This is a genomic window from Enterobacter cloacae complex sp. 2024EL-00227, assembly GCF_043945315.1.
In the GTDB taxonomy this organism is placed as follows: Bacteria; Pseudomonadota; Gammaproteobacteria; order Enterobacterales; family Enterobacteriaceae; genus Enterobacter; species Enterobacter roggenkampii.
In genome coordinates, this window is record NZ_JBIMQP010000018.1 from 38,042 (window position 1) to 60,656 (window position 22,615).

Annotated in this window: 26 protein-coding genes and 2 pseudogenes; 13 read left to right on the top strand and 15 right to left on the bottom strand. The window is 50.6% G+C overall.

Going from position 1 to position 22,615, the window contains the following annotated elements; all coding sequences use genetic code 11:
• Positions 1-44: 44 nt before the first annotated feature.
• Positions 45-491, top strand: a complete 447-nt coding sequence (locus ACHH0Z_RS22245; protein ID WP_045406583.1) for a DUF441 domain-containing protein — start codon at positions 45-47, stop codon at positions 489-491.
• Here the strand turns inward: ACHH0Z_RS22245 and ACHH0Z_RS22250 are convergent.
• The gene (locus ACHH0Z_RS22250; protein WP_008500738.1) at positions 475-1,266 is read right to left on the bottom strand and encodes a helix-turn-helix domain-containing protein; all 792 of its coding nucleotides are present in this window, start codon (positions 1,264-1,266) and stop codon (positions 475-477) included. The genes ACHH0Z_RS22245 and ACHH0Z_RS22250 overlap by 17 nt on opposite strands.
• Before the next feature lie 99 nt (positions 1,267-1,365).
• On the opposite strand from ACHH0Z_RS22250, the gene ACHH0Z_RS22255 reads away from it, so the two are divergent.
• Positions 1,366-2,553 carry a CynX/NimT family MFS transporter gene (locus ACHH0Z_RS22255; RefSeq protein WP_021241045.1) on the top strand — a complete coding sequence of 396 codons (1,188 nt, stop codon included), beginning with the start codon at positions 1,366-1,368 and terminating at the stop codon, positions 2,551-2,553.
• A 31-nt stretch (positions 2,554-2,584) separates the two neighbouring features.
• Here ACHH0Z_RS22255 and ACHH0Z_RS22260 read toward each other — a convergent pair whose 3' ends face one another.
• Complete coding sequence (locus ACHH0Z_RS22260) at positions 2,585-3,292, bottom strand: CTP synthase (RefSeq protein ID WP_021241044.1); 708 nt, start codon at positions 3,290-3,292, stop codon at positions 2,585-2,587.
• Positions 3,293-3,393: 101 nt separating this feature from the next.
• Between ACHH0Z_RS22260 and ACHH0Z_RS22265 the strand changes: the two genes are divergently transcribed.
• Positions 3,394-3,738 (top strand): DUF488 domain-containing protein, encoded by a 345-nt coding sequence (locus tag ACHH0Z_RS22265; RefSeq protein ID WP_023292705.1) that lies wholly within the window; start codon positions 3,394-3,396, stop codon positions 3,736-3,738.
• On the opposite strand, the gene ACHH0Z_RS22270 is transcribed toward ACHH0Z_RS22265, so the two are convergent.
• A complete protein-coding gene (locus ACHH0Z_RS22270; protein WP_008500742.1) occupies positions 3,739-4,044 on the bottom strand; it encodes a hypothetical protein in 306 nt (101 codons plus the stop codon).
• A gap of 80 nt (positions 4,045-4,124) precedes the next feature.
• Positions 4,125-4,379: a DUF333 domain-containing protein gene (locus ACHH0Z_RS22275; protein WP_008500743.1), complete on the bottom strand. Its 255-nt coding sequence runs from the start codon at positions 4,377-4,379 to the stop codon at positions 4,125-4,127.
• 309 nt (positions 4,380-4,688) lie between these two features.
• Between ACHH0Z_RS22275 and ACHH0Z_RS22280 the strand changes: the two genes are divergently transcribed.
• On the top strand, positions 4,689-5,717 hold the full coding sequence (locus ACHH0Z_RS22280) for a sensor domain-containing diguanylate cyclase (protein ID WP_032635918.1): 1,029 nt from the start codon (positions 4,689-4,691) through the stop codon (positions 5,715-5,717).
• A gap of 45 nt (positions 5,718-5,762) precedes the next feature.
• Positions 5,763-5,861, top strand: a complete 99-nt coding sequence (locus tag ACHH0Z_RS22285) for a YoaK family small membrane protein (RefSeq protein WP_014883431.1) — start codon at positions 5,763-5,765, stop codon at positions 5,859-5,861.
• Between the two features lie 130 nt (positions 5,862-5,991).
• On the opposite strand, the gene ACHH0Z_RS22290 is transcribed toward ACHH0Z_RS22285, so the two are convergent.
• From ACHH0Z_RS22290 to ACHH0Z_RS22300, 3 genes are all read right to left on the bottom strand, one after another.
• Complete coding sequence (locus tag ACHH0Z_RS22290) at positions 5,992-6,240, bottom strand: GlsB/YeaQ/YmgE family stress response membrane protein (protein ID WP_008500746.1); 249 nt, start codon at positions 6,238-6,240, stop codon at positions 5,992-5,994.
• A 284-nt stretch (positions 6,241-6,524) separates the two neighbouring features.
• A complete protein-coding gene (locus tag ACHH0Z_RS22295) occupies positions 6,525-8,009 on the bottom strand; it encodes a diguanylate cyclase (protein ID WP_391524570.1) in 1,485 nt (494 codons plus the stop codon).
• Positions 8,010-8,176: 167 nt separating this feature from the next.
• The gene (locus tag ACHH0Z_RS22300; RefSeq protein WP_084832226.1) at positions 8,177-9,697 is read right to left on the bottom strand and encodes a cyclic diguanylate phosphodiesterase; all 1,521 of its coding nucleotides are present in this window, start codon (positions 9,695-9,697) and stop codon (positions 8,177-8,179) included.
• Between the two features lie 236 nt (positions 9,698-9,933).
• On the opposite strand from ACHH0Z_RS22300, the gene ACHH0Z_RS22305 reads away from it, so the two are divergent.
• Positions 9,934-11,433, top strand: coding sequence for a cyclic diguanylate phosphodiesterase (locus tag ACHH0Z_RS22305; RefSeq protein WP_032674557.1), 1,500 nt, complete (start codon positions 9,934-9,936; stop codon positions 11,431-11,433).
• Between the two features lie 290 nt (positions 11,434-11,723).
• Here ACHH0Z_RS22305 and ACHH0Z_RS22310 read toward each other — a convergent pair whose 3' ends face one another.
• The 3 genes and pseudogenes from ACHH0Z_RS22310 to ACHH0Z_RS22320 all read right to left on the bottom strand — a co-directional run.
• Positions 11,724-11,969 carry a DUF2543 family protein gene (locus tag ACHH0Z_RS22310; RefSeq protein WP_025911748.1) on the bottom strand — a complete coding sequence of 82 codons (246 nt, stop codon included), beginning with the start codon at positions 11,967-11,969 and terminating at the stop codon, positions 11,724-11,726.
• A 74-nt stretch (positions 11,970-12,043) separates the two neighbouring features.
• Positions 12,044-12,391 (bottom strand): DUF1304 domain-containing protein, encoded by a 348-nt coding sequence (locus ACHH0Z_RS22315; protein ID WP_008500751.1) that lies wholly within the window; start codon positions 12,389-12,391, stop codon positions 12,044-12,046.
• Between the two features lie 77 nt (positions 12,392-12,468).
• A pseudogene (locus ACHH0Z_RS22320) lies at positions 12,469-12,645 on the bottom strand (NADP-dependent isocitrate dehydrogenase); the annotation flags it as partial.
• Positions 12,646-12,953: 308 nt separating this feature from the next.
• Between ACHH0Z_RS22320 and ACHH0Z_RS22325 the strand changes: the two are divergent.
• Complete coding sequence (locus ACHH0Z_RS22325) at positions 12,954-14,024, top strand: acyltransferase (protein ID WP_084832224.1); 1,071 nt, start codon at positions 12,954-12,956, stop codon at positions 14,022-14,024.
• A gap of 527 nt (positions 14,025-14,551) precedes the next feature.
• On the opposite strand, the gene ACHH0Z_RS22330 is transcribed toward ACHH0Z_RS22325, so the two are convergent.
• The 3 genes from ACHH0Z_RS22330 to ACHH0Z_RS22340 form a co-directional block, all read right to left on the bottom strand.
• Positions 14,552-14,842 (bottom strand): tail fiber assembly protein, encoded by a 291-nt coding sequence (locus ACHH0Z_RS22330; RefSeq protein ID WP_052672903.1) that lies wholly within the window; start codon positions 14,840-14,842, stop codon positions 14,552-14,554.
• 334 nt (positions 14,843-15,176) lie between these two features.
• Positions 15,177-15,455 carry a hypothetical protein gene (locus tag ACHH0Z_RS22335; RefSeq protein ID WP_239519669.1) on the bottom strand — a complete coding sequence of 93 codons (279 nt, stop codon included), beginning with the start codon at positions 15,453-15,455 and terminating at the stop codon, positions 15,177-15,179.
• 41 nt (positions 15,456-15,496) lie between these two features.
• Complete coding sequence (locus ACHH0Z_RS22340) at positions 15,497-15,736, bottom strand: hypothetical protein (RefSeq protein WP_045406589.1); 240 nt, start codon at positions 15,734-15,736, stop codon at positions 15,497-15,499.
• 100 nt (positions 15,737-15,836) lie between these two features.
• Between ACHH0Z_RS22340 and ACHH0Z_RS22345 the strand changes: the two genes are divergently transcribed.
• Complete coding sequence (locus tag ACHH0Z_RS22345; protein WP_045406592.1) at positions 15,837-16,103, top strand: DinI family protein; 267 nt, start codon at positions 15,837-15,839, stop codon at positions 16,101-16,103.
• 398 nt (positions 16,104-16,501) lie between these two features.
• The gene (locus ACHH0Z_RS22350; RefSeq protein ID WP_045406597.1) at positions 16,502-17,611 is read left to right on the top strand and encodes an acyltransferase; all 1,110 of its coding nucleotides are present in this window, start codon (positions 16,502-16,504) and stop codon (positions 17,609-17,611) included.
• Between the two features lie 74 nt (positions 17,612-17,685).
• Here the strand turns inward: ACHH0Z_RS22350 and tnpA are convergent.
• Positions 17,686-18,116 (bottom strand): annotated as a pseudogene (gene tnpA, locus ACHH0Z_RS22355) (IS200/IS605 family transposase).
• A gap of 171 nt (positions 18,117-18,287) precedes the next feature.
• Positions 18,288-19,538 (bottom strand): NADP-dependent isocitrate dehydrogenase, encoded by a 1,251-nt coding sequence (gene icd, locus ACHH0Z_RS22360; protein WP_023292761.1) that lies wholly within the window; start codon positions 19,536-19,538, stop codon positions 18,288-18,290.
• A 117-nt stretch (positions 19,539-19,655) separates the two neighbouring features.
• On the opposite strand from icd, the gene rluE reads away from it, so the two are divergent.
• The 4 genes from rluE to hflD are packed head-to-tail and all read left to right on the top strand — an operon-like array spanning position 19,656 to position 22,603.
• The gene (rluE, locus tag ACHH0Z_RS22365; protein WP_045406598.1) at positions 19,656-20,309 is read left to right on the top strand and encodes a 23S rRNA pseudouridine(2457) synthase RluE; all 654 of its coding nucleotides are present in this window, start codon (positions 19,656-19,658) and stop codon (positions 20,307-20,309) included.
• Positions 20,310-20,318: 9 nt separating this feature from the next.
• Positions 20,319-20,792: an NUDIX hydrolase gene (locus ACHH0Z_RS22370; protein WP_023327130.1), complete on the top strand. Its 474-nt coding sequence runs from the start codon at positions 20,319-20,321 to the stop codon at positions 20,790-20,792.
• Positions 20,793-20,832: 40 nt separating this feature from the next.
• Complete coding sequence (mnmA, locus tag ACHH0Z_RS22375) at positions 20,833-21,945, top strand: tRNA 2-thiouridine(34) synthase MnmA (RefSeq protein WP_025911759.1); 1,113 nt, start codon at positions 20,833-20,835, stop codon at positions 21,943-21,945.
• A gap of 28 nt (positions 21,946-21,973) precedes the next feature.
• Positions 21,974-22,603 (top strand): high frequency lysogenization protein HflD, encoded by a 630-nt coding sequence (gene hflD / locus ACHH0Z_RS22380; protein WP_008500756.1) that lies wholly within the window; start codon positions 21,974-21,976, stop codon positions 22,601-22,603.
• The last annotated feature ends 12 nt before the right edge of the window (positions 22,604-22,615 follow it).

Here is a 22,615-nt window from a genome sequence, read left to right on the forward strand (position 1 = left end):
TGCGCGTACAGTAAACAGGACCATTATTCTGGCAAGGATTCCCTATGTTTGACCCTACTCTGCTCATTCTTCTGGCACTCGCCGCGCTCGGCTTTATCAGCCATAACACCACCGTTGCCATCTCGATTCTGGTGCTGATTATTCTGCGCGTGACCCCGTTAAATACCTTTTTTCCATGGATAGAAAAACAAGGCCTCACCATCGGGATCATCATCTTAACCATCGGGGTAATGGCGCCCATCGCCAGCGGCACGCTTCCCGCCTCCACGCTGCTGCATTCGTTTGTAAACTGGAAATCGCTGGTGGCGATCGCGGTGGGGATATTTGTGTCGTGGCTGGGCGGTCGTGGCGTCATGCTGATGAGCAGCCAGCCCTCGCTGGTGGCGGGTCTGCTGGTGGGCACCGTGCTGGGCGTGGCGCTCTTTCGTGGCGTGCCGGTCGGCCCGCTGATTGCGGCAGGCCTTGTCTCGCTGTTTATTGGGAAGTCGTAGTCAGGCTGGCCATATAACGCGCCGGCGTCTGGCCCAGTCCCTTCCTGAACATGGTGATAAACGCGGTGGTCGAGTCATAGCCCAGTGACTGGGCCACCTGCTGCACCGATTTGCCGCTTATTAAATGCTGTAACGCCACAATCAGCTGCAGCTGGTGACGCCAGCGGCGGAAGCTCAGACCGGTCTCCTTCACTACCAGCCGCGCCAGGTTGCGCTCGCTCATGGCGAAGTGGCTCGCCCACTGCGCCAGCGTCTGCCAGGCGGCGGGCTCTTCCGCCATCTTCTCGCTCATCAGCCGGATTTTGGGATGGGGCGACACGGGCAGCTGCAGATGCTCCTGTCGCTGGAGCGGCAGCTCGTCAAACAGGACGTCCACCAGACGCGAGGTGGCCGCGAGCTGCAGCTGTTCACGTGATTTTTCCGCGAGCGATAAAATCAGCTCCCGCACCAGGGGGGAGATTTTCAGGGTACAGCAGCGCTCGGGCAGGCTGGCAGCCCCCGGCTCAATGAACAAAAAGCAGAGCTGCGCGCCCGGCGTGGCCCTGTTACTGTGTGGCATCTGTCCAGGGATCCAGACGGCATACTGGGGCGGCACCATCAGCATGGCATTTTCCACTTCACAGGTGATTGCGCCGCCGAGGGCCAGAATCAGCTGCCCCTTACGGTGATGATGAAGCGGAATATATTGTTCCTCCGCCACTACCTGAATGCGAAATGCGACGGCTGCATCGTACTGGCTATCCGGATCGTAGCCTTCCAGTCCCAGACCAATCATCAGTTTGTCCGATATGAGCGATAAACTGTCATTTTAGCCTGATTTCAACCGCTGAGAAAATCGGTATTGTGTGCGCTCGCTTGAACGTATGAGAACATAATGACTACTGCTATTCGCACCTCAGGAAAACACGGCGCGCTGTTGATTGCAGGCATCCTGATGATTGCCACCACGCTTCGCGTCACCTTTACTGGCGCAGCGCCGCTGCTCGATACCATTCGTCTTGATTATGGCTTAAGCACGGCGCAAACCGGTCTGCTGACCACCCTGCCCCTGCTGGCTTTCGCCCTTGTCTCGCCGCTCGCCGCAGGCGTTGCCCGGCGTATCGGCATGGAGCGCAGCCTGTTTATCGCCCTGCTGCTCATTTGCGCCGGGATTGCCGTTCGCTCGCTGCCTTCCGCCGCTTTGCTTTTCATCGGAACGGCGATCGTCGGCTGCGGTATTGCGCTCGGGAACGTGCTGTTACCGGGATTAATTAAGCGTGATTTTCCGGGCCAGGTGGCGAAGCTCACCGGCGCCTATTCCCTGACGATGGGCGTCTCGGCGGCGTTTGGCTCAGCAATGATCGTTCCCCTTGCACAGGGGAGCGCGGGCTGGCATGGCGCGCTGCTGATGCTGATGGCGTTTCCGCTGGTCGCGCTGCTGCTCTGGCTGCCGCAGTGGCGTCAGAAACACGTCGCAACGGTAACGGGCGCAGGCGCGCTGCAAAACCGCGCGCTCTGGCGCTCGGCCCTCGCCTGGCAGGTGACGCTCTTTTTAGGAATTAACTCGCTGATCTACTACGTCATCATCGGCTGGCTGCCGGCGATATTGCTGAGCCACGGCTACAGCGAAGCGCAGGCCGGTTCGGTGCACGGTCTGTTGCAGCTGGCCACGGCCGTGCCGGGACTCGCCGTTCCGCTGATCCTCCACCGCCTGAAAGATCAGCGAGCGATCGCAGGCTTAGTGGCCCTGATGTGCGCGATAAGCGCGGCAGGATTATGGTTTATGCCCGGAATGGCGGTGATGTGGACGCTGATGTTTGGCTTTGGCACAGGGGCAACAATGATACTCGGCCTGACGTTCATCGGCCTGCGCGCCAGCTCTGCGCACCAGGCGGCGGCGCTCTCCGGAATGGCACAGTCGATTGGCTACCTGCTTGCCGCCTGCGGCCCGCCGCTGATGGGGAAAATTCACGATACCGCAGGAGACTGGCAAATTCCGCTTCTGGGCTGTGCGCTGGCCGCTGTGATAATGGCTATCTGCGGTGTGTTAGCCGGGCGAGACCGGGAGATCGCGCCCCGTTAAATCCTCAGGCAGACCACCGGGTCTGCCTTTTTTACCCGCGCGCTGCGCGCAGCATCGCCTGCACCAGCACGACCGGGCGTCCTTCCAGCGCGGCACGTTCATGCTGGAATAAGGTGATCACGAAGAACGGGTGCGTCACCAGCTCCGCGGCACGAATTTCACCCTGATCGTCCCAGCCCGTTACATGCATATCACCGCTTTCCAGCGCCTGCGCAAACGCCGGCGACACGCCATAGTTACAGTGATACCCCTCTTCAATTTCGGGCTTGCCGTACGCTTTGGCGATCAGCGTATTATTGCGCAGCTCAATGGCATCCGTTTTTTCCACCAGCGAGCAGGTCAGCGGCGCAATCACCATGGTGCCTTCGGTATCCGTCTCAGCGTGTGCCGCATCAGCCCAGCCCAGCACGTTTCGGGCATACTCAATCAGCGCATGCTGGAACCCGCCGCAGGTGCCCAGGAACGGGATGCCGTTCTCACGGGCGTAGCGCGCGGCAATAAAAGCGGCCGCCGTGTTTTTATAGGGGCTGGCAGGAACCAGCCAGATGGCATCGTAGCCCACCAGATCTTCAGCGCTTGTTAGCTCCGTCGTGGCCAGCCAGTCGTAATCGGCGGTGAGGTCAAGCACTGCAGCGGCGTCGTCAATGGCCAGCGGGATAGCCTGATGCGCAATAACATTGGGATTGTAATCGCCAACCAGCGCAATGCGCAGCGTTGTTTTAACCGGGAGGTGTTCCATGAAAGGTTCCTTATGCCAGAGTATTATCAGATAACATAAGGAACCTCAGACTACCGATCTTTTGCAATTATCACAATACCTTAAATTGGGAGGGTGGAATCATGATTCAGTGCAAACGGGTATACGAACAGGCAAGCCCTGACGACGGCTATAGGATACTGGTGGACAGGCTGTGGCCGCGCGGGCTGAAGAAAACGGATCTCGCGTATGACGAATGGTGTAAAGCGCTCACGCCTTCGAATGAACTACGAAAGGCCTTTCACAGCGACACGATTGATTTCACCGCCTTCAGTCAGGCCTATCGGGAAGAGCTGGCGCAGCAGGCTGACGAGGGCGTGCGTCTGGCGACGCTGGCGCGCAGGCAGACCGTCACCCTGCTCTTTGCTGCCAAAAACACGGAGCAAAATCACGCTCTGGTCTTAGCCGACTGGCTGCGCCATCTGTGATCAGCCGATCGTCAGTTCATCCAGAATTTGCGGCGCTTCATCCGGGGTGAGCGGCATCAGATGTTCGGCGCGGACAAACGCAAAGCCATGCTGATTGTCAAAGGCGTAGACGTCACCCGTCACCAGCCAAAGCGCGCGATCTGCGGTGACCGGTAATTGCGTCATCACGCCGTTGACGGGGTTAACAAAACGCAGGCCAGGCTGGCAAAGGCCAAACAGCTCAACGGATTTACCAATATTGCGACGGCCTGACGCCGTGCGGGCGCCAACGATCATCGCCATGCTGCCCGGTTTTAGCTGAAACATACTTCTCTCACGATAACGAACGCCAGGAACTGGCTAAGAATAATCTTAAAGAGAAGTGTATCGCAGGCAATATTACTTTGTCACCTGGCGGGTTGCGGATGGTCGCGACGATAGAGCGTCCATTCATCAATCACTTCGCCGCCCGGTAATTTGCACTCGGTACGCACGCCCTGCGGACTTTGAACCGGGACCTGTTCCCCGCCTTTCTCCAGACAGTAGACGGAAGCTGGGTTCGCCATACCGATAACGTGCGGCGGTTTCGGTGCATCAGGTGGCGTGGTTTTGGCGGTGCAGGCGGCCAGGGGAAGCGCCAGCGCCAGAAGCAGAAATCTCATCTCATTGATCCTTTTGACGTCATCAGAGTCTAAGGGTAACGGGTCATCGCCACGTTCTCCATGATTTCTCCATTTTAACTGCACTTTTCAGCACTATAGTGTGGCATGTTCTCGATATGACCAGAGAACATCATTCCGTAATCAAGATGTCTTTGCCCCGGTCTCAACAACGGGGCTTTTTTTCTCGCCTGCTGCCCGCCCCCTGCATATATTAAATTTTATGTATTCATGTTTTACTATGTCTGAAGCCTAAAAATTCAGCATAACATGCAGATGCAGACGTCTTCTGCCTGGGAGTCATTCTACGTCATGTCGGATCTTATCCTCGCTCGCGTTTCAGAAACCCTTGCCACCGAGCAATCCCTTGAAAGCCTCGTTCGCCAGCTGCTGGAGATGCTGGAGATTGTCACCGACATGGAGTCGACCTACCTGACGAAGGTGGATATCGAAGCGCGGCTGCAGCACATTCTCTACGCCCGCAACAGCAAGCAGATGACGATCCCGGAGGGGCTGAGCGTCCCATGGGATGAGACGCTGTGCAAGCGCGCGCTGGATAGTGACACGATATTCAGCAATGACGTGCCCGAGCGCTGGCCCGAGTGTGAAGCAGCGAAAGCACTTGGCATTACCACCTACATGAGTATTCCTGTCCATCTTGCGGATGGTTCACTTTACGGAACGCTCTGTGCCACCAGCACGGCCAGAAAGCCGCTGAGCGAGCGCGGCGAACAGGTTCTGAAGCTCTTCGCCGGGCTGATCGCCCAGTCCATTCAGAAAGAGTCGCTGGTCGCCCAGCTTCGCGAAGCCAATGCGGCCCTCATCGCGCACTCCTATACGGATGCCCTTACCGGTTTACCCAACCGTCGCGCCATTTTTGAAGATCTGACCACCCTCTTTTCTCTGGCCCGGCACCTTAAGCGTAACGCCATCATCGCGTTCATCGATCTGGATGATTTCAAACTGATTAACGATCGTTACGGCCACGAGGCTGGCGACCAGTTCCTGATAGAAGTGGGCAAGCGTTTGACGGAAGAGAAACAGCAGGACGATATTATCGGTCGTCTGGGCGGGGATGAATTTCTGGTGGCGTCGCTAAGCCAGCCCCACCAGGACGGGGATAACGCGCAGCTTACGCTGCTCAAAACGCGCCTCAGCGCCTGCATCGCTGGCGAATACTGGCTGGGCAGCGTTCATATTATTTATCCGGGCGCCAGCTTCGGCGTGATCGAAGTGGACCCTGCCGCAACCGATCCTGACAGCGCGTTACGCGCTGCGGATGTCGCGATGTATCAGGATAAGAAAGGAAAAAGCAAATCACGCTTTCTCACCATTGATTAACCCCGTACACTCTACGGCGTTACAGAAACCGAAACAGGTGATGGTATGAGAATAGGGATCCTCTTCCCGGTCGTTATATTTATAACGGCGGTGGTATTTTTAGCGTGGTTTTTTGTCGGCGGTTACGCGGCGCCGGGGGCATAAATGCGGAAGACAACCGTCATTATGCTGATCGTTGCCATCGCGGCGTTTGCCGGCACGCAGCTTGGCTGGTGGTAAACGCCAGTACGTAAAAAGGCCGCCATCTGGCAGCCTTTTTCAACGCTTTAAGACCTTAGCTTTTGATCTTTCTGTAGATAAACAGAACAACCAGCGCACCGATCACCGCGACGGCGAAACTGCCGAAGTTAAAGCCATCGACCTTGCCAAAACCGAACAGCGTACTGATCCAGCCGCCGACTACCGCGCCGACAATACCCAGTATTACGGTGACGATAAACCCACCGCCATCTTTGCCCGGCATGATCCACTTCGCCAGAATACCCGCAATAAGCCCAAAGATAATCCAGGATAAAATTCCCATAACTTTCCTCTCTGTATGGTTTTTGTCATTAAATCAACGACACAAAAAAGGATAGCACAGGATTCCAGAAAGGAAATTTGTGATAAGCATCACAATGAGAGAGTGGGGAATTATTCATCAAAAAAATGTACGGGCCACAGAAACTGTGGGGTTGCATCTTTTGTTGAGAAAGATTATCTTTCTCAACAATGAATAGTTGAGAGAAACACTCAAGTATTCAGTACGACATTGCTCACATTGCTTCCAGTATTTCTTGCCCACTCCTGAGTGGGCTTTTTTTTTGCTCATACCCCAACAAACGCGTACCGGTTACGTCCCGCGCGTTTCGCCTGATAGAGCGCCTGGTCTGCGGCAATAATGATATTTTGCTGGCTGCCTGCAATGTCGACGGCACGGGCGGTGGAAATTCCGACGCTTACCGTCACCCGGCCGAAGGGGCTAAAGGCATGCGCGATTTGCAGCGAGAACACATTGCGAATAATCGTCTGGGCCAGACGAAGTGCCTCCTGAATATCCGTATCCGGCAATATCAGCGCAAACTCCTCTCCGCCGTAGCGCGCCACAAGCTGATTATCACGGGTAAGGCTCTCCCTGAGGCTGTTTCCGAGCATTGCCAGACACCGGTCCCCTTCAGGATGACCATAGTTATCGTTGTATTTTTTGAAGTAGTCCACGTCCACGATCAGTACCGAAATCGGCGCGTCATGCACGGCGCACGTAGCAATTTCCGAGAGGATTTTTTCATCAAAGACGCGGCGGTTGTACAGCCCGGTCAACGCATCTTCTGAAGCGATAATCTTCAGCGCTTTGTTATCCCGTGTTTTTCGGGACAGGTCGGAATACAGGAAGTACGACGCCACGATGAGTATCGCCGTAAACACGAAAATGAGTACCGCCAGCTGAATCGCCTGCTTGCGCCAGGGTGCAAGAGCTTCATCAATGCTGACGGCCACTGTGGTGACCAGTCCGTAGCGTCGGTTTTTCTCATAGGCATAGATGCGCTCGATTTTATCAAACCGTGAGATGGAGCTGGCTATCCCCGTATTTTGTACTTTGAGATATTTCCTGAAGAGCGGTGAATCAGAAACAATCGTGCCGATATAGGTATTTTTAAAGGGATAACGGACCAGCAGCACGCCTGATTGCGTCGTTAAGCCGATGACGCCCGAGTGGCCGATATTAATCTGCCCGTAGAGTGCCAGAAAATTTTCAATACCGAGCGTCACCACCACGACACCGTTAAATGCCCCGGACTGGGTTTCAAGGCGCCGACTGAGGGTGATAACCCATTTGCCATTGGTTCTGCTTACCACCGGCTCCCCAATAAAGACCTGCTGAGTTTTATTTTCCTGGTGATAGATAAAAAACTCTCTGTCCGAGCCTTTGCGTGGCCCCGTGAAACTTTCATGCAGCGCGGTGAAGATATCGCCCTGAGCATCGTAAACAACCACATTATTAATCTGGGTAAGAAGGTTATCCTGATTATGGATCATGTGCTGAATATTGGTCGCCTGCTGCGGGGTCATGCCATAAATTTCGATTATGTCGGAAACGGTAGTAATTAACATTTCACTCTGGCGCATGATCCCTTCAGTATAAACATCCAGGGTGTGGCTAAGATTAGCGACGCTGGTATTAATTTGCTGGATTGACTGCTGTCTGGATGTGGCAATTTGGACGGCAAGCGCCAGCGAGATGATCAATGAGACAATGATGACGGTAATGGTTGTTGTGTAAAAAGTATTTTTCACATGCACGAGCTTTTCCACCTTATCACGCCTGATATCCCTGGCTGACAACTCTTGTCACTGTAACAAAGCTCAGGATAAGAGGAAAATGAATTGCACTTAAGCATACAACAGAAGCTCGTCTTTATTTTGTTTTTCACCGCCAGGCAACCCGCTCTATTCCTGATTTTTTTACAGCGCCTGACGTTTTACAGCATCACGGCCTCCCTGGGCTTAGATAAAATGACTTTAATAAAATCGATATAGGAGACGGGTTTACCAAAATAATACCCCTGCAACAGGGTAATTTCATTACGGTTGAGGTACTCCAGCTGCTCTTTCGTTTCCACACCTTCGGCCACGATACGCAATGAAAGTTTTTTCGCCAGGTCAATAACGCAGTCCAGCAGGATCGTTGAGTCCTTCTCCTCAGAAACCCGGTTAACAAAGCTTTTATCAATTTTAATATAATCTATGGCAAGCGCATTAAGACATGACAGCCCGGAATACCCCGTACCAAAATCATCCAGTGCAATGACAAAACCGGCGTTATGCAGCGCGTTGAGGTTTTCCACCAGATGAGGATTATCGATCAACGGTTCACGCTCGGTCACCTCGAGAACCAGCTTCACGGCTTTACCCTGAAACCCCTTACCGAAGAGACGACAGTCACCAAGGAAAGAAGGGGCATCAATGTGTCTGGCGCTGATGTTCACCCCGATATGGAACCCATCCGGTAGCTTCGGCAACAGCGGCTTAAGCTGTGTGACCACTTTCGCCATCAAGCCTTTGGTCAGCGGAATAATCAACCCGCTACGTTCAGCAATCGGAATAAAGACATCCGGCGGGATAAACCCAGACTTTGGATGCTTCCACCTTGCCAGGACTTCAACCCCGTATAACCCGCCGGTGTCCCCGTTCACGATCGGCTGGTAGTAAGGCACGATCTCTCCCTGCAAAATGGCCTTACGCAAATCGTCTTCAAAGGTGGTGCTTTTTCCCTTGTATCGGCGGATCAAAATGCCTACCGCCAGGGATAGCGCGAGAATCAGCAGTATCAGGCTCCAGCCCTGGTGCAGTAGCCGCGTCAGGCTAAAAAAGGCAGGCGGTTGCCAGGCCAGACTAAAGGGGAATTGCGAAGATGCCGTAAGTGAACCCGTCCACGAGGCCGCTTTCCATCCGGTCACGTCACCGTTGCGCGTAAACATGCTTTCGCCGACAACCAACCCCAGGTCAACGCTGTTTGATGCATTCGCGATGACGTCCTGCAAATGCGCATCGCTGACGCTGACGATGATGCGCCCGCCCACGATGGGCATCTGTAAGACAAGTACCGGGATGCCGTTCACCAGTCGATTACCGGAGAGCAGCATTAATTCTTTTTCAGGTAGCGTCTCCGGATGAACAATCAATACGCCATTCCCCGGAAGGGATGTACAGATGATTTGCCCCTGCTGCTGGATCATGATGGCGCGCAGATGCGGTTTTAGCGCAGCTTCTGTCCCCAGCGCCAGCTGCCCGCTGCTGGTACACCCCTGCTCCGCAACGCGCTTCGCCGTGCTGGCCGCACTGACGGCTTCCGACAAAATGCTTTCTATTTTCTGGGTGCTTACCGTGGCGGTATGAACGTTATTCATTTTCGCCATCTGCCATAACTGCCAGTTAATAATCAGTATGCCGATCAGAAAAAGAAACAGGGCACTGAGAATAGGGATCATCACGTTGCGCACGGTGTTTTCCTTAATAGAATAAACAAGCATGAAGGATCTGAAAGAAGAACCCGTGGTTTACCTGACGTTGCCGATCGCAATGAAAATAGCTTAGCTGAGAATTGTCTTAAAAAACTGATGCTTTCGTATGAGTTCACCCGCCCGGATTTGCTCACCCGGCGTGACTATCAGGCTTGTGCCTTGCCCAGGCTGTGTTAAGATTTATGAATTCAGGGAGCGGACAGGATAACCGGAAAATGAAAAAGCGCATTGCCGTTGCGATCGTTTCAACGCTTCTGGTCATCCTGTCTCTTTATGCGGTCAATGCGGTTATCCTTGGTCAGCAAAAAACCAAACAGCTTGAAATATCCCGGACCCTTTTACATTATTCCGAAGACCTGTCCCAAAACGTGGCGCTGGGCCTTAAAAGCATAACGACGCAGGGCTGTGATAAAACCAGCCTTGATAGCTACAGACAAATAAAGCTTAACAACCTCTATTTCGGCGATATCGGTTTTATTGAAAAAGGAAAAATTATCTGTACTGCTTTTTGGGGTAAACTCGCGACGCCCGTTCCACTTCCTGCGGAACTGCATAAAACGCCGAGAGGTTTTCTCCTCGCGCAGTTTTCAAGAAAAGACTTTTTCACGGGCAATGCGGCCATTTATAATAATATTATTATCTTCACTTCCCGCTATGCTTACGATAAATTCACCCCGGTTACCGCAAGCTATTCTCTGAGTGCCACCACAAAGGACTTTGGCCGGATCTTTTTTTCGGCTGCCCCCGACCTGCGAGCGCGGAGCTGGCTGCACTCCACGTTGTTCACCCTGACCATTACACAGTGCAGCGCCGTGTGGGATTTATGCGTGATTGTAAAACATCACGATGCGGGACTGGCCTCGTTACCCCCGTTTATCTTGACGTTTCTCGCGATCATTCTCTACTTTATCTGGGTCGCTATAACGTTATTTGTCTTCCGTATCCATGAAGACCGTTTTTCGCTGGAACGTACGCTGATCAAAGCCGTGATAACGAATACCTTCAGCGTTAACTATCAGCCCATTATTCGCATTCGCGATCAAAAAATCGTGGGCGTGGAAGTTTTGTCGCGGTGGCGCGATCAAAAACACGGAGACGTCTCGCCAGAGCTGTTTATCCCATTAATTAAGAAAATCGGGCTGTATAAAAGATATTATGGCAATGTTATCGGTAAATCTCTCTCAGAAATTGCCCCGCTGGCGATTAAGCATCAGCTGATCGTTTCAATCAACGTTGGGCGGAAAGAAATTGAAGACGGACAGTTTATTAACATTTTGCGTCGCGAGTGCTTAGTCAACAACCTTCCCCTTTCCCTGATGAAGGTCGAGCTTTCTGAGAAAGCCGTTTCCGCGGCGGATATCCTTGAGGGATTCTGCCAGGAACTAAAATCGCTTGGCGTTAAAATTTCAATCGATGATTTCGGCGTGCAAAATTCAAATCTGGCGCGGCTGTCGCAGCTTGAATATGATGAAATCAAAATTGACAAATCGCTGGTGGATGGCATCAGCGAAGATTATAAGCAAAACATCTTTGTTATCTTCAGCGATGCCCTCGCGAAGTTGAATAAAACCCTTGTGTTCGAGGGCGTGGAAAATGAAACTCAGTATCGCTTTATTGCGAACAGATATCCCGACGCGCTGATCCAGGGATGGTATTTTTCAAAAGCACTCACCCGGAGCGAGCTGGCGAAGCGACTCACCGGCGTCGCCCCCTAACATGAAGCCTGTCCTGCTCGTTTTTTTACACTCGGACGTTTCCATTTTTTCCGCCAAAACATATAGTCGTCATATTCAGACGGTAGATTACCCTGAAGCACACTCTTATTTTGGTTAAAAACGTGAAATTATCCTTAGTTTTTCCAGCGGTACTTTTTTTTCTGATCGTTATTTTCGCGCTGCTTGTCGATAAACCCGCTTCGCCTATTCTGCGGAAAAAATGCATGTGGTCCGATAGCGTGATGCTGAGCTGTATCGCAAAGCATCACCATAACGGTTTTTGAGGCAGGCTATTCATTTCCCCACTGATTGAGGAAGTTCGCAACATCATCAATGCGACCCGCACGGATCCCGGCTTCTGTGGCCATCTCCTGCTGGGCTTCCTCGCTGATCTCCTCATTATTCGCTAAGCGGGTGAGCAGCAGCTGGAAATAGTGTGCCAGCGCGTCGCGCTCTGATTCCGCGACTTGCTCTGCGGCCTCCGTCGCGTACTCATCGGCAATGTCATAATATTTCAGGGGGATATCGTTGTGCATAACAGTCTCGTCTCTGGTCAATAAAGGTAACGTCACGAGTATATCGGACACATTATCTCAACCAAAGCATTGCTTCAGATGAGTAACGCAAGCAGCGCAGCGAGCGCGGGAATGGCCTGAACGTACAAAATTTTACGGCTGGCGGTGGCTGCGCCAAAAAGTCCGGCGATCAGAACACAGGTCAGAAAGAAGATGGCCACCTGAATGCCGTTTTCGCCGAGCCAGAGGCTCCACAGCAGGCCCGCCGCCAGGAACCCGTTATACAGCCCCTGATTCGCCGCCAGCACGCGGGTGTCGCGTGCAAAATCAGGACGCAGATTAAAGGCCTTGTGCCCTGTTTTGGTATTCCACAGGAACATTTCCAGCACAAGAATGTAGAGATGAATAAGTGCAACAACAGTGATAAGGACAGTGGCTAACATCGGGTTGTCTCCCGCGGGCAGAGGCAAAAAAAACGGGAACCCTCAGGCCCCCGCTCTTGTTTAACCCAGAAACTGGATTACATGTTCGCGATAATCGCGTCGCCAAACTCTGAACATTTCAGCAGCTTAGCGCCTTCCATCAGACGTTCAAAGTCATAGGTTACGGTTTTCGCGCTGATCGCGCCTTCCATACCTTTAACGATCAGGTCTGCGGCTTCGAACCATTCCATATGACGCAGCAGTACATAACTGCTATTCTACTATCTCATTGATAATTTACGAAAAAATTATGTTTTTTTGTCGATTTATTGCCCCAACCTACCTCTTTTAACCCAATGATTTTAATAGGATTAATTTTTATTTTGGGGAATGCTATCGAATGATCGCCAGCCAGCCACCGCCTGTTTTTGCATGCGACCTTGTTGGAGCACTTTACTAATTGTTAGCCAGAGCACTTTATACTGCGTTGAAACACCTACGTCGTAAATGATTATCATTCTCTGGCACCATACTCCAGCACATAGCCTTCCAGGCTGCTTTCACTGTTCACTGTTTGTCTAAGATGTTAGAATTAATACTAAGCAAACAACCAAACTCAACTCACATGACTAAACATTTTTCTGCTGCAGATGGTATCCGAGGAGTAGCTTGCCTCATTGTAGTTATACTTCATAATGTTAGTAAATATCTCCCCACGATTGGTCAATATACAAAGGGCTGTGAAAAATACGGAGTGTGGATATTTTTTACACTTAGCGCATTCTTACTAAGCGTTAAGCTCATGAATAAAGAACCAACATTTCCTGAGTATGCTAAATACATCATATCAAGATTCTTTCGAATCATCCCCCCATTTGTCGTAGCTGTATTTACTTATTATTATATGGGCTACATGAATTACCAAAAAATGATTGATACCATTTCCTTTAATTCTTCATATTTTCATTTCTGGACAATCCCTGTAGAATTCAAGTTTTACTTCACCCTTCCTTTGTTTTTAATATCACTCTTAGTCGCAGATAAAATTAAAGGAATTATGGGAGGGGGGACTTTATTATTCTTGCTTATTTTATTAGTTCAGAATGCATACCCTTACAATATCACCATTGAAAACTCCATTCAAACTCTACCATACCTTTCCGTTTTCCTTTTTGGTGTTTTTTCTGCCGTCCTGCATTGCAGACATAATATAAAAGTAAGCAACGCAATGGGTGATAGCATCATACTCTTTATAATCTCAATATTATTCATAATATCTCCTGGCGTAATAGAAAACGTCTTTAGATTTCAGCCAATCGACCTTATGAATAAATACGTATTCCTTGGCATTCTATTCACTATTTTAATTTTCATTTTATGTAACACATCTGGATACTCAGCTGTTTTTTTTAGTAACAAAGCATTCAGATTTATAGGGAAATACAGTTTTTCTATTTATCTATATCATTGGCTTTTCCTTACTAATAATCAAAATATCTATGGAGGGCCAGTTGAAACTATTTTTGCAAATACTATCATGAGCATTGCGCTTGGGATGCTAATGTTTTATCTATGCGAAACACCAATGAACTATATAAGAAAGTCCATAGAGAATTTTGCATTTAAAAGAAAAGAAATTTCACCCCAAACCTGAGTGTTGAGAAAGACCGATTTATTTTTAAAGATATTCTGATAATCCCGTTGTCAGGGTATTGACCATTTCAAATGAAAGTTGTGTGGCACGAATCAGTCAATCTATCTTACCAAACCAGACAATCACTGTTGCCAGTGGCACGACCCCTGGCAACAGAGTCAGTTCCATGGATGCTAGAGGAGTTACCACGCCTTTTGTCAGAACGCTTTTACTGGCCACACTGTACATAACTAAATTTCTTATATTGCATTGATAATTTAAGAAAATATTATGTTTTTCTGTCGATTTATTGCCCCACCCACAACTTTTTACTTCAATTAAGGGCATAACAATAACTTTACCCTTGCCCCGTAAACCGGCGATCAGAAGCCACCTCTATAATGCTCTTGAATACTGTTGTTTTATGGATCTTCCCTTTTATATAAAATAATTTTGTTGAAAGTATGAACCAAGCAGCTTTATATTTCATGCCCGTACTTGAGTCTGCGAGGAATGAAAATTTAAGTGATGACGACCGCCAGCACAGATTATTCAGGTTTATCTATCCAGAGGATATCTGGCGCAGTTGATGTATCGACCGCCTCCAGCGCTTCAAGATAATCCAGCCACAAATTGTAGTGTTCTTTCTCTGAATCTTTCAGTCGCCCCATGGCAGCTTTGCCAGACAATTGCTGGTTATTGATAAAGTCGTTTGCCTCATGGATTCGACGAAATTTCTCAGCTTCTGCAAGCTGGACCCGTGCATGACCCGAAATAGCCCACGCATTATTATCACTATCCCAGGTATACCATTGAGAAGGTCTGCGGCCAGACAGCATCAATTTCCCGCCTGTATCACTGCAGACACGTTGCTCACCATCATTCATCCCGGCGATGAGATGAATATGTTCTTCTTAAGTAAAGTCTACAGCATCAGCCGGGATAACACTCAAATTTTCATCATAAAACGTGGACTCTTCAATTACTCTAATAGATAAGCTAGAAGAAATTTGAACATCCGTCATGGGGTGTCGGGGGTCGGAGGTTCAAATCCTCTCGTGCCGACCAAAAACACATTGAAAACCAGCCTTTTACGGCTGGTTTTTTCATGTTTGAAATTTGTACGGGGAAGCATTGGGGAAAAATTGGTGAATAACCACCGACAGTTACACGCTACATTACAGGCGATTTATCGTCTTTAACCTGGTTAAGTGTATGTGTAAGAACGCCGTGCACCGTTACATCATTCAGAGCTTCCCCTTCAATCGCTTCACCATCTTGAGTGATCAGCGCCTGACCCATTAGCTTCACAAACTGGTTTCTCCCGTCCATGCTAACCAGCAACGTATCCCCTCTTTCTGGCTTCAGACTAACGTTAATAACGGCCCAGCCGCATGAAGTTTCAATAACCCGGCAGTTGTTGTCTACACCGCAGATAACATCTATCGTCATGCGCTGCTCCTAGTAATCCATGGCTGGGGATGGAAATCCCATTAGAAAACCCTCCCCATGTTACGCAGGATCCAGTATCGGTTCTCGCTTCCGTTTGTCGTCTTATCGGCGAAGTCCGGCTGGTATCGCTCGATCCATGAATTTGCATCCGCCAGGCTGAAATGCCAGTGCCTCTCCTGCAGTTCAGCGATGAATTTGTCTTTATGCAGGCAGAGATAGCCCTTAGGGTTTTGCTGTATGGCCGCAACAAAAGCAGCACGAATATCCGGTTGGCGAGGCATTAACGCACCCTCATTCGCTTATTGACTGTATGCGTATACAGTATTATTTTTATGAAAACAGATCAAGCACAGGCAATTTTTCACTTATAAGAGGATCGGTATGTTTGTTGAACTGGTTTATGACAAGCGAAATGTTGAAGGGCTCCAAGGGGCCAGAGAGATCATCCTGGCTGAGCTAACAAAGCGAGTGCACCAGATTTTTCCTGATGCAGAAGTGAAGGTAAAGCCAATGCAGGCGAACGGTTTGAATAGTGATGCCAGCAAAAACGATCGGGAAAAGCTGAACCGCATGCTGGAGGATATGTTTGAAGAGGCAGATATGTGGCTGGTATCTGAGTTACCGCCCGTTCGCCAGGTTGGCCTTTAATTTTAACTCGGGTACTATCCCCGACGTTTGCTCGGGCATGAACACTGAGCAACCAGCCGCCGTCCGTTCTTACATACGATGGGCGGCGGCAATCTTCGTTAAGCAGGTTTTTCAGGCCAGAGATATCCGGCGCCGCCGATGTAACAACAGCTTCAAGCTCATCAAGACAATCCCCTTCTATCGAATCATCTTAATCCGTGATGATCACTTTCTACATTACCTTACCGAAGTAGCTACGACCATCGAGAATGGCGAGTAGAATGTCATCCAGCCGCACGACCAGACCCCGATCGACTACCGCGACACCTTCTGACGTCCAAATGATGCATTGCTGACACAGGCTTTCATATAGATTACAATTCGCGACACGAAAATTATTAACTAGCTTAGGTAGAATTATGCAGCAAGTGCGTTCTATTCAATACCTTAGAGGCATTGCGGCCATATTGGTTGTTGGCTTCCACTTCAGAGGTAACCTTAATGATATTTATCCGATAAAGAATTTCGGTGATTTAATGTTCATAAGCGGATCCTTTGGGGTAGACCTTTTCTTCATGATTAGCGGATTTATTATTGCGCTTTCAACCGCAAAGAGTGAAGACAACATGTTAACTAAATATGTTGTAAAAAGATTCTTCAGGATTTATCCGTTGTTTATTATTACGTTGGCAATATTTTATTTGTTTATTTCAAACGAAGATAATTTTTCATTCTGGAGATCTGCGTTACTGATACAGGCTGACTACAGCCAGCAGGCACCGTTCTTTGGTGGCAACATGATAGGGCAAGCGTGGACCCTTACCTATGAGATTTATTTTTATCTGATATTCTTCGTTGCGATGAGCATCAGTCATAAATACAGATCATGGATTGCATCATTTATGCTTGCCGTCTCTGTGTTCAGTCTGCAACTTTACTTTAATGGCAGCATTAGCATGGAAGGTGACAATGCAATTGCATTACAGGCAGGAATGCCGGAAGGCTTAGCGGCATTCCTGCGGTTTACCTCATCGCCGATGTTAATAGAATTCATATTTGGCATGATGGTATACGAATTAAGAAACGTAATATCATCAATCCCCAAAATTAATGTCATTGCTGTTATTTCATGCTCGTTAGTTTTCTGTTTCTACTTTGCTCAATACAAAGCAGCACACGGGCCTTTTAACTATGGATTATGGGCGATCCTGCTGATTGCGACACTTGTTGCCTATGAAATGAAAAATGAGATAAAAGAGATAAAGATGCTATCATTTTTCGGTGACATCTCTTATTCGTTATATCTGACGCATATTGCCATTACCATGTATTTAGATAAGTTTGGAGCAAATATACCAATTTACAATCAGTGGGTAGGAATGTCCAGACTTATCCTTTTGTTCATCATAACGATAACCACTGCATATATTTTCTACAATGTAGTAGAAAGGCCATTTATCAGATTATCAAGATCTATAATATCATGTAAATTTCCAGCATTAGGAAATGAACTAAGCAGACAGAGTTAGTAAAAGACCACCTTCTAAGAAGGTGGCTTTTGAGAATGTCCCCTGTAAGGGGGGCGATTGTCACCTTCCTCATGCTACTCTAGCAATTCCATCTGCTGTTCGTGCATTTGCTCCATTTTCTCCTGATGCCGCACATATCGTCTGATAATTTCCTCGTTCACACCGACAGTATCTACAAAGTATCCACGTGACCAAAAGTGGTTACCCCATAGCTTCTTTCGTATATGTGGAAAACGATTGTAGAGCCTGATTGCACTCCGGCCTTTCAGATGCCCCATCCGGGTTGATATTGAGATTTTAGGTGGGACGATTACAACAAGATGTACATGATCTGGCTGAATATTTAGCTCCAGAACGTCACAATCTTTTATTCCGCAGAGAAGATTGTCCTGTAAAGCTCCTTACCCAGCTTATCTTTCAGGATCCTGAAGCGGTACTTTGGCGTCCAAACTATGTGGTATTTGCAACGCCAATATACATGTGATGAACTCCTGTAAAGCCCCATGTCGGTCTGTCTCCTTTTACTTGTGGTGAGTAAGCAGAGATATTCCGGCATGGGCATTCTTCAGGCTATAGCCTTACAGGATCAATCACCACCTCCCTAGGAGGTGGTTTAGGGGTGACAATAAAAAACGGGAACCATTAGGCTCCCGTTCTTATTTAACCCAGAACTGGATTACATGTTCGCGATAATCGCGTCGCCAAACTCTGAGCATTTCAGCAGCTTAGCGCCTTCCATCAGACGTTCAAAGTCATAGGTGACGGTTTTCGCGTTGATTGCGCCTTCCATACCTTTAACGATCAGGTCTGCGGCTTCGAACCATTCCATATGACGCAGCATCATCTCTGCGGAGAGGATGATAGAGCCCGGGTTCACTTTGTCCTGGCCTGCGTATTTTGGTGCAGTACCGTGGGTAGCTTCGAACAGGGCGCACTCGTCACCGATGTTCGCGCCAGGGGCGATACCGATACCGCCAACCTGAGCTGCCAGGGCGTCAGAGATGTAGTCACCGTTCAGGTTCATACAGGCAATCACGTCGTATTCCGCTGGACGCAGCAGGATCTGCTGCAGGAACGCATCGGCGATCACATCTTTAATGACGATCTCTTTGCCGGTGTTTGGGTTTTTGATCTTCTGCCATGGGCCGCCGTCGATCAGCTCACCGCCGAACTCTTCTTTCGCCAACTGGTAGCCCCAGTCTTTGAACGCGCCTTCGGTGAACTTCATGATGTTGCCTTTGTGAACCAGGGTCACAGAGTCACGGTCGTTGGTGATCGCATATTCGATGGCCGCGCGCACCAGACGCTTGGTCCCTTCTTCGGAGCACGGCTTAATGCCGATACCGCAATGCTCAGGGAAGCGAATTTTCTTCACACCCATCTCTTCGCGCAGGAATTTAATCACTTTCTCTGCATCAGCAGAGTCCGCTTTCCATTCGATACCCGCGTAGATGTCTTCTGAGTTTTCGCGGAAGATGACCATGTCGGTCAGTTCTGGGTGCTTAACCGGGCTTGGGGTGCCCTGATAGTAACGAACCGGACGCAGACAGACGTACAGGTCCAGCTCCTGACGCAGTGCCACGTTCAGGGAACGGATACCGCCGCCAACTGGCGTCGTCAGTGGGCCTTTGATAGCAACGCGGTAGTCGCGGATCAGGTCCAGCGTTTCGGCTGGCAGCCAGACGTCCTGGCCATAAACTTGCGTCGATTTCTCACCGGTGTAAATTTCCATCCAGGAAATTTTACGCTCGCCTTTGTAGGCTTTCTCAACAGCGGCATCAACCACTTTCAGCATTGCCGGGGTAACGTCTACACCGATACCATCACCTTCGATGAATGGAATGATCGGATTGTGAGGAACGTTAATCTTGCCGTTTTGCAGGGTGATCTTTTTACCTTCCGCCGGAACAACTACTTTGCTTTCCATTAACCTCTCCTTCGAGCGCTTCTGGTTGTTACTGATCTTATGTTAATAAATTGTAATGAGCCCTTCGATAGTACCTGATTGTCCGACGCCATGAAAGGTCTTCGTTATTAGGCTATAATGCGGCAATTGATAACGCCTGAAAATACCATGAAGAAAACTTCTTTTACAAAACACCGGGTTGAGCGATTCAGCTCGCGACAAGCCGCCAGACGACCGCAAGAAACCCAGCCAAAGCGGGTGATTCTGTTCAATAAACCCTACGATGTTTTGCCGCAGTTCACCGATGAAGCCGGACGCAGCACGCTTAAGGACTACATCCCTGTTCAGGGGGTCTACGCGGCCGGGCGTCTGGACCGCGACAGCGAAGGCCTGCTGGCCTTGACCAACGACGGCGCGCTGCAGGCGAAGCTCACGCAGCCGGGGAAACGCACCGGCAAAATTTACTTCGTCCAGGTAGAAGGCGAGCCGGATGATGAGACGCTGGAAAAATTGCGCAAAGGCGTCACGCTCAACGACGGTCCCACCCTGCCGGCAGGTATTGAACGCGTGAATGAACCGGCGTGGTTGTGGCCGCGTAACCCGCCTATCCGCGAACGCAAATCCATTCCGACAAGCTGGCTTAAAATCACCCTTTATGAAGGCCGCAACCGCCAGGTTCGGCGCATGACCGCACACGTCGGCTTCCCCACCCTGCGCCTGATTCGTTACGCCATGGGTAACTACACCCTGGAAACGCTGGCAAACGGTGAATGGCGGGACGTTACCTCTTAAGGAGTCACTATGTTTAAACCTCATGTCACGGTTGCCTGCGTGGTCCACGCCCGGGGGAAATTCCTGGTTGTCGAAGAGAGCATTAACGGCAAAGCGCTGTGGAACCAGCCTGCCGGGCACCTGGAAGCCAATGAGACCCTCCTGCAGGCGGCAAAACGCGAGCTGTGGGAAGAGACCGGCATTCACGCTGAGCCCCAGCACTTCATCCGTATGCACCAGTGGATTGCACCCGACAGCACTCCCTTCCTGCGCTTTTTATTTGCCGTTGAGCTTAGCGAAACGTGCGCCACAGAGCCGCAGGATGACGATATCGACCGCTGTCTGTGGGTGACCGCCGACGAGATCCTGAACGCGCGAAACCTGCGCTCGCCGCTGGTTGCGGAAAGCATTCGCTGCTGGCAGTCTGCCGACCGCTTGCCCCTGGATGTCATCGGCGCTTTTAACTGGCCGTTTACAGAGGGTGCCAATGGTGGGGGGGCGTGATAGAATACGCCGCCTTGAAGTTCAATGTCGTGAGTATTCCATGTCAGATAACAGCCAGAAAAAAGTGATCGTCGGCATGTCCGGCGGTGTCGATTCCTCCGTTTCCGCCTACCTGTTACAGCAACAGGGCTATAAGGTGGAGGGCCTGTTCATGAAGAACTGGGAGGAAGATGACGGCGAGGAATACTGCACTGCCGCAGCGGATCTCGCTGATGCGCAGGCCGTATGCGATAAGCTCGGCATTGAACTGCACACCGTTAATTTTGCCGCAGAATACTGGGACAACGTTTTTGAACTCTTCCTCGAAGAGTACAAAGCGGGCCGTACGCCGAACCCGGATATTCTGTGCAACAAAGAGATCAAATTTAAGGCCTTCCTGGAATTCGCCGCGGAAGATCTGGGCGCAGACTACATTGCGACCGGTCACTACGTGCGTCGCGCAGACGTGAATGGTAAAAGCCAGCTGCTGCGCGGTCTGGACGGCAACAAAGATCAAAGCTATTTCCTCTATACGCTGAGCCACGAGCAAATCGCCCAGAGCCTGTTCCCGGTCGGCGAGCTGGAAAAGCCTCAGGTGCGTAAAATCGCCGAAGAGCTGGACCTGATCACCGCGAAGAAAAAAGACTCTACGGGTATCTGCTTCATCGGCGAGCGCAAATTCCGCGATTTCCTCGGACGTTACCTGCCCGCACAGCCGGGTAAAATTGTCACCGTCGACGGGGAAGAGATTGGCCAGCACCAGGGGCTGATGTACCACACCTTAGGCCAGCGTAAAGGCCTGGGTATCGGCGGGACGAAAGAAGGTAGCGAAGATCCGTGGTACGTGGTCGACAAAGATGTCGAAAACAATGTTCTGGTTGTTGCTCAGGGCCATGACCATCCGCGTCTGATGTCCGTTGGCCTGATCGCGCAGCAGCTGCACTGGGTCGATCGTGAGCCGCTGAAAGGCACGCTGCGCTGCACGGTGAAAACACGCTACCGTCAGACCGATATTCCTTGCACCGTTACCGCGCTTGATGACGACCGCATTGACGTGCGCTTCGACGAGCCGGTCGCCGCCGTCACCCCGGGTCAGTCCGCTGTCTTCTACAGCGGCGAAATCTGCCTGGGCGGCGGGATCATTGAACAGCGCCTGCCGCTGCCCGCTGTTTAACAGCGTTTGCACACATAAAGGAGACCGTGTGGCGAAGAACTACTACGACATCACCCTGGCGCTGGCGGGAATTTGCCAGTCAGCCCGTCTGGTGCAACAGCTGGCGCATCAGGGTCATTGCGACGCTGATGCCCTGCACGTTTCACTCAATAGCGTCATCGACCTCAACCCCGGTTCGACCCTGGGCGTGTTCGGTGGCAGTGAAACCAATCTTCGTCTCGGTCTTGAAACCCTGCTTGGCGTGCTTAACGCCAGCAGCCGTCAGGGGTTAAACGCAGAGCTGACCCGCTACACGTTGAGCCTGATGGTGCTGGAGCGTAAGCTGAGCGCAGCAAAAGGCGCGCTTAATACCCTGGGCGATCGCATTGCCGGGTTACAGCGTCAGCTTGACCATTTTGACCTGCAGTCCGACACGCTGCTGAGCGCCATGGCTGGCATTTATGTTGACGTCATCAGCCCGCTGGGCCCGCGGATTCAGGTCACCGGCTCCCCTGCCGTGCTGCAAAGCCCGCAGGTACAGGCAAAAGTACGCGCCTCCCTGCTGGCAGGGATCCGTGCCGCCGTGCTGTGGCACCAGGTTGGCGGTGGCCGCCTGCAGTTAATGTTTTCTCGTAATCGCCTGACCACTCAGGCAAAACAAATTCTTGCTCATTGTTAACCTCCCGGAGTT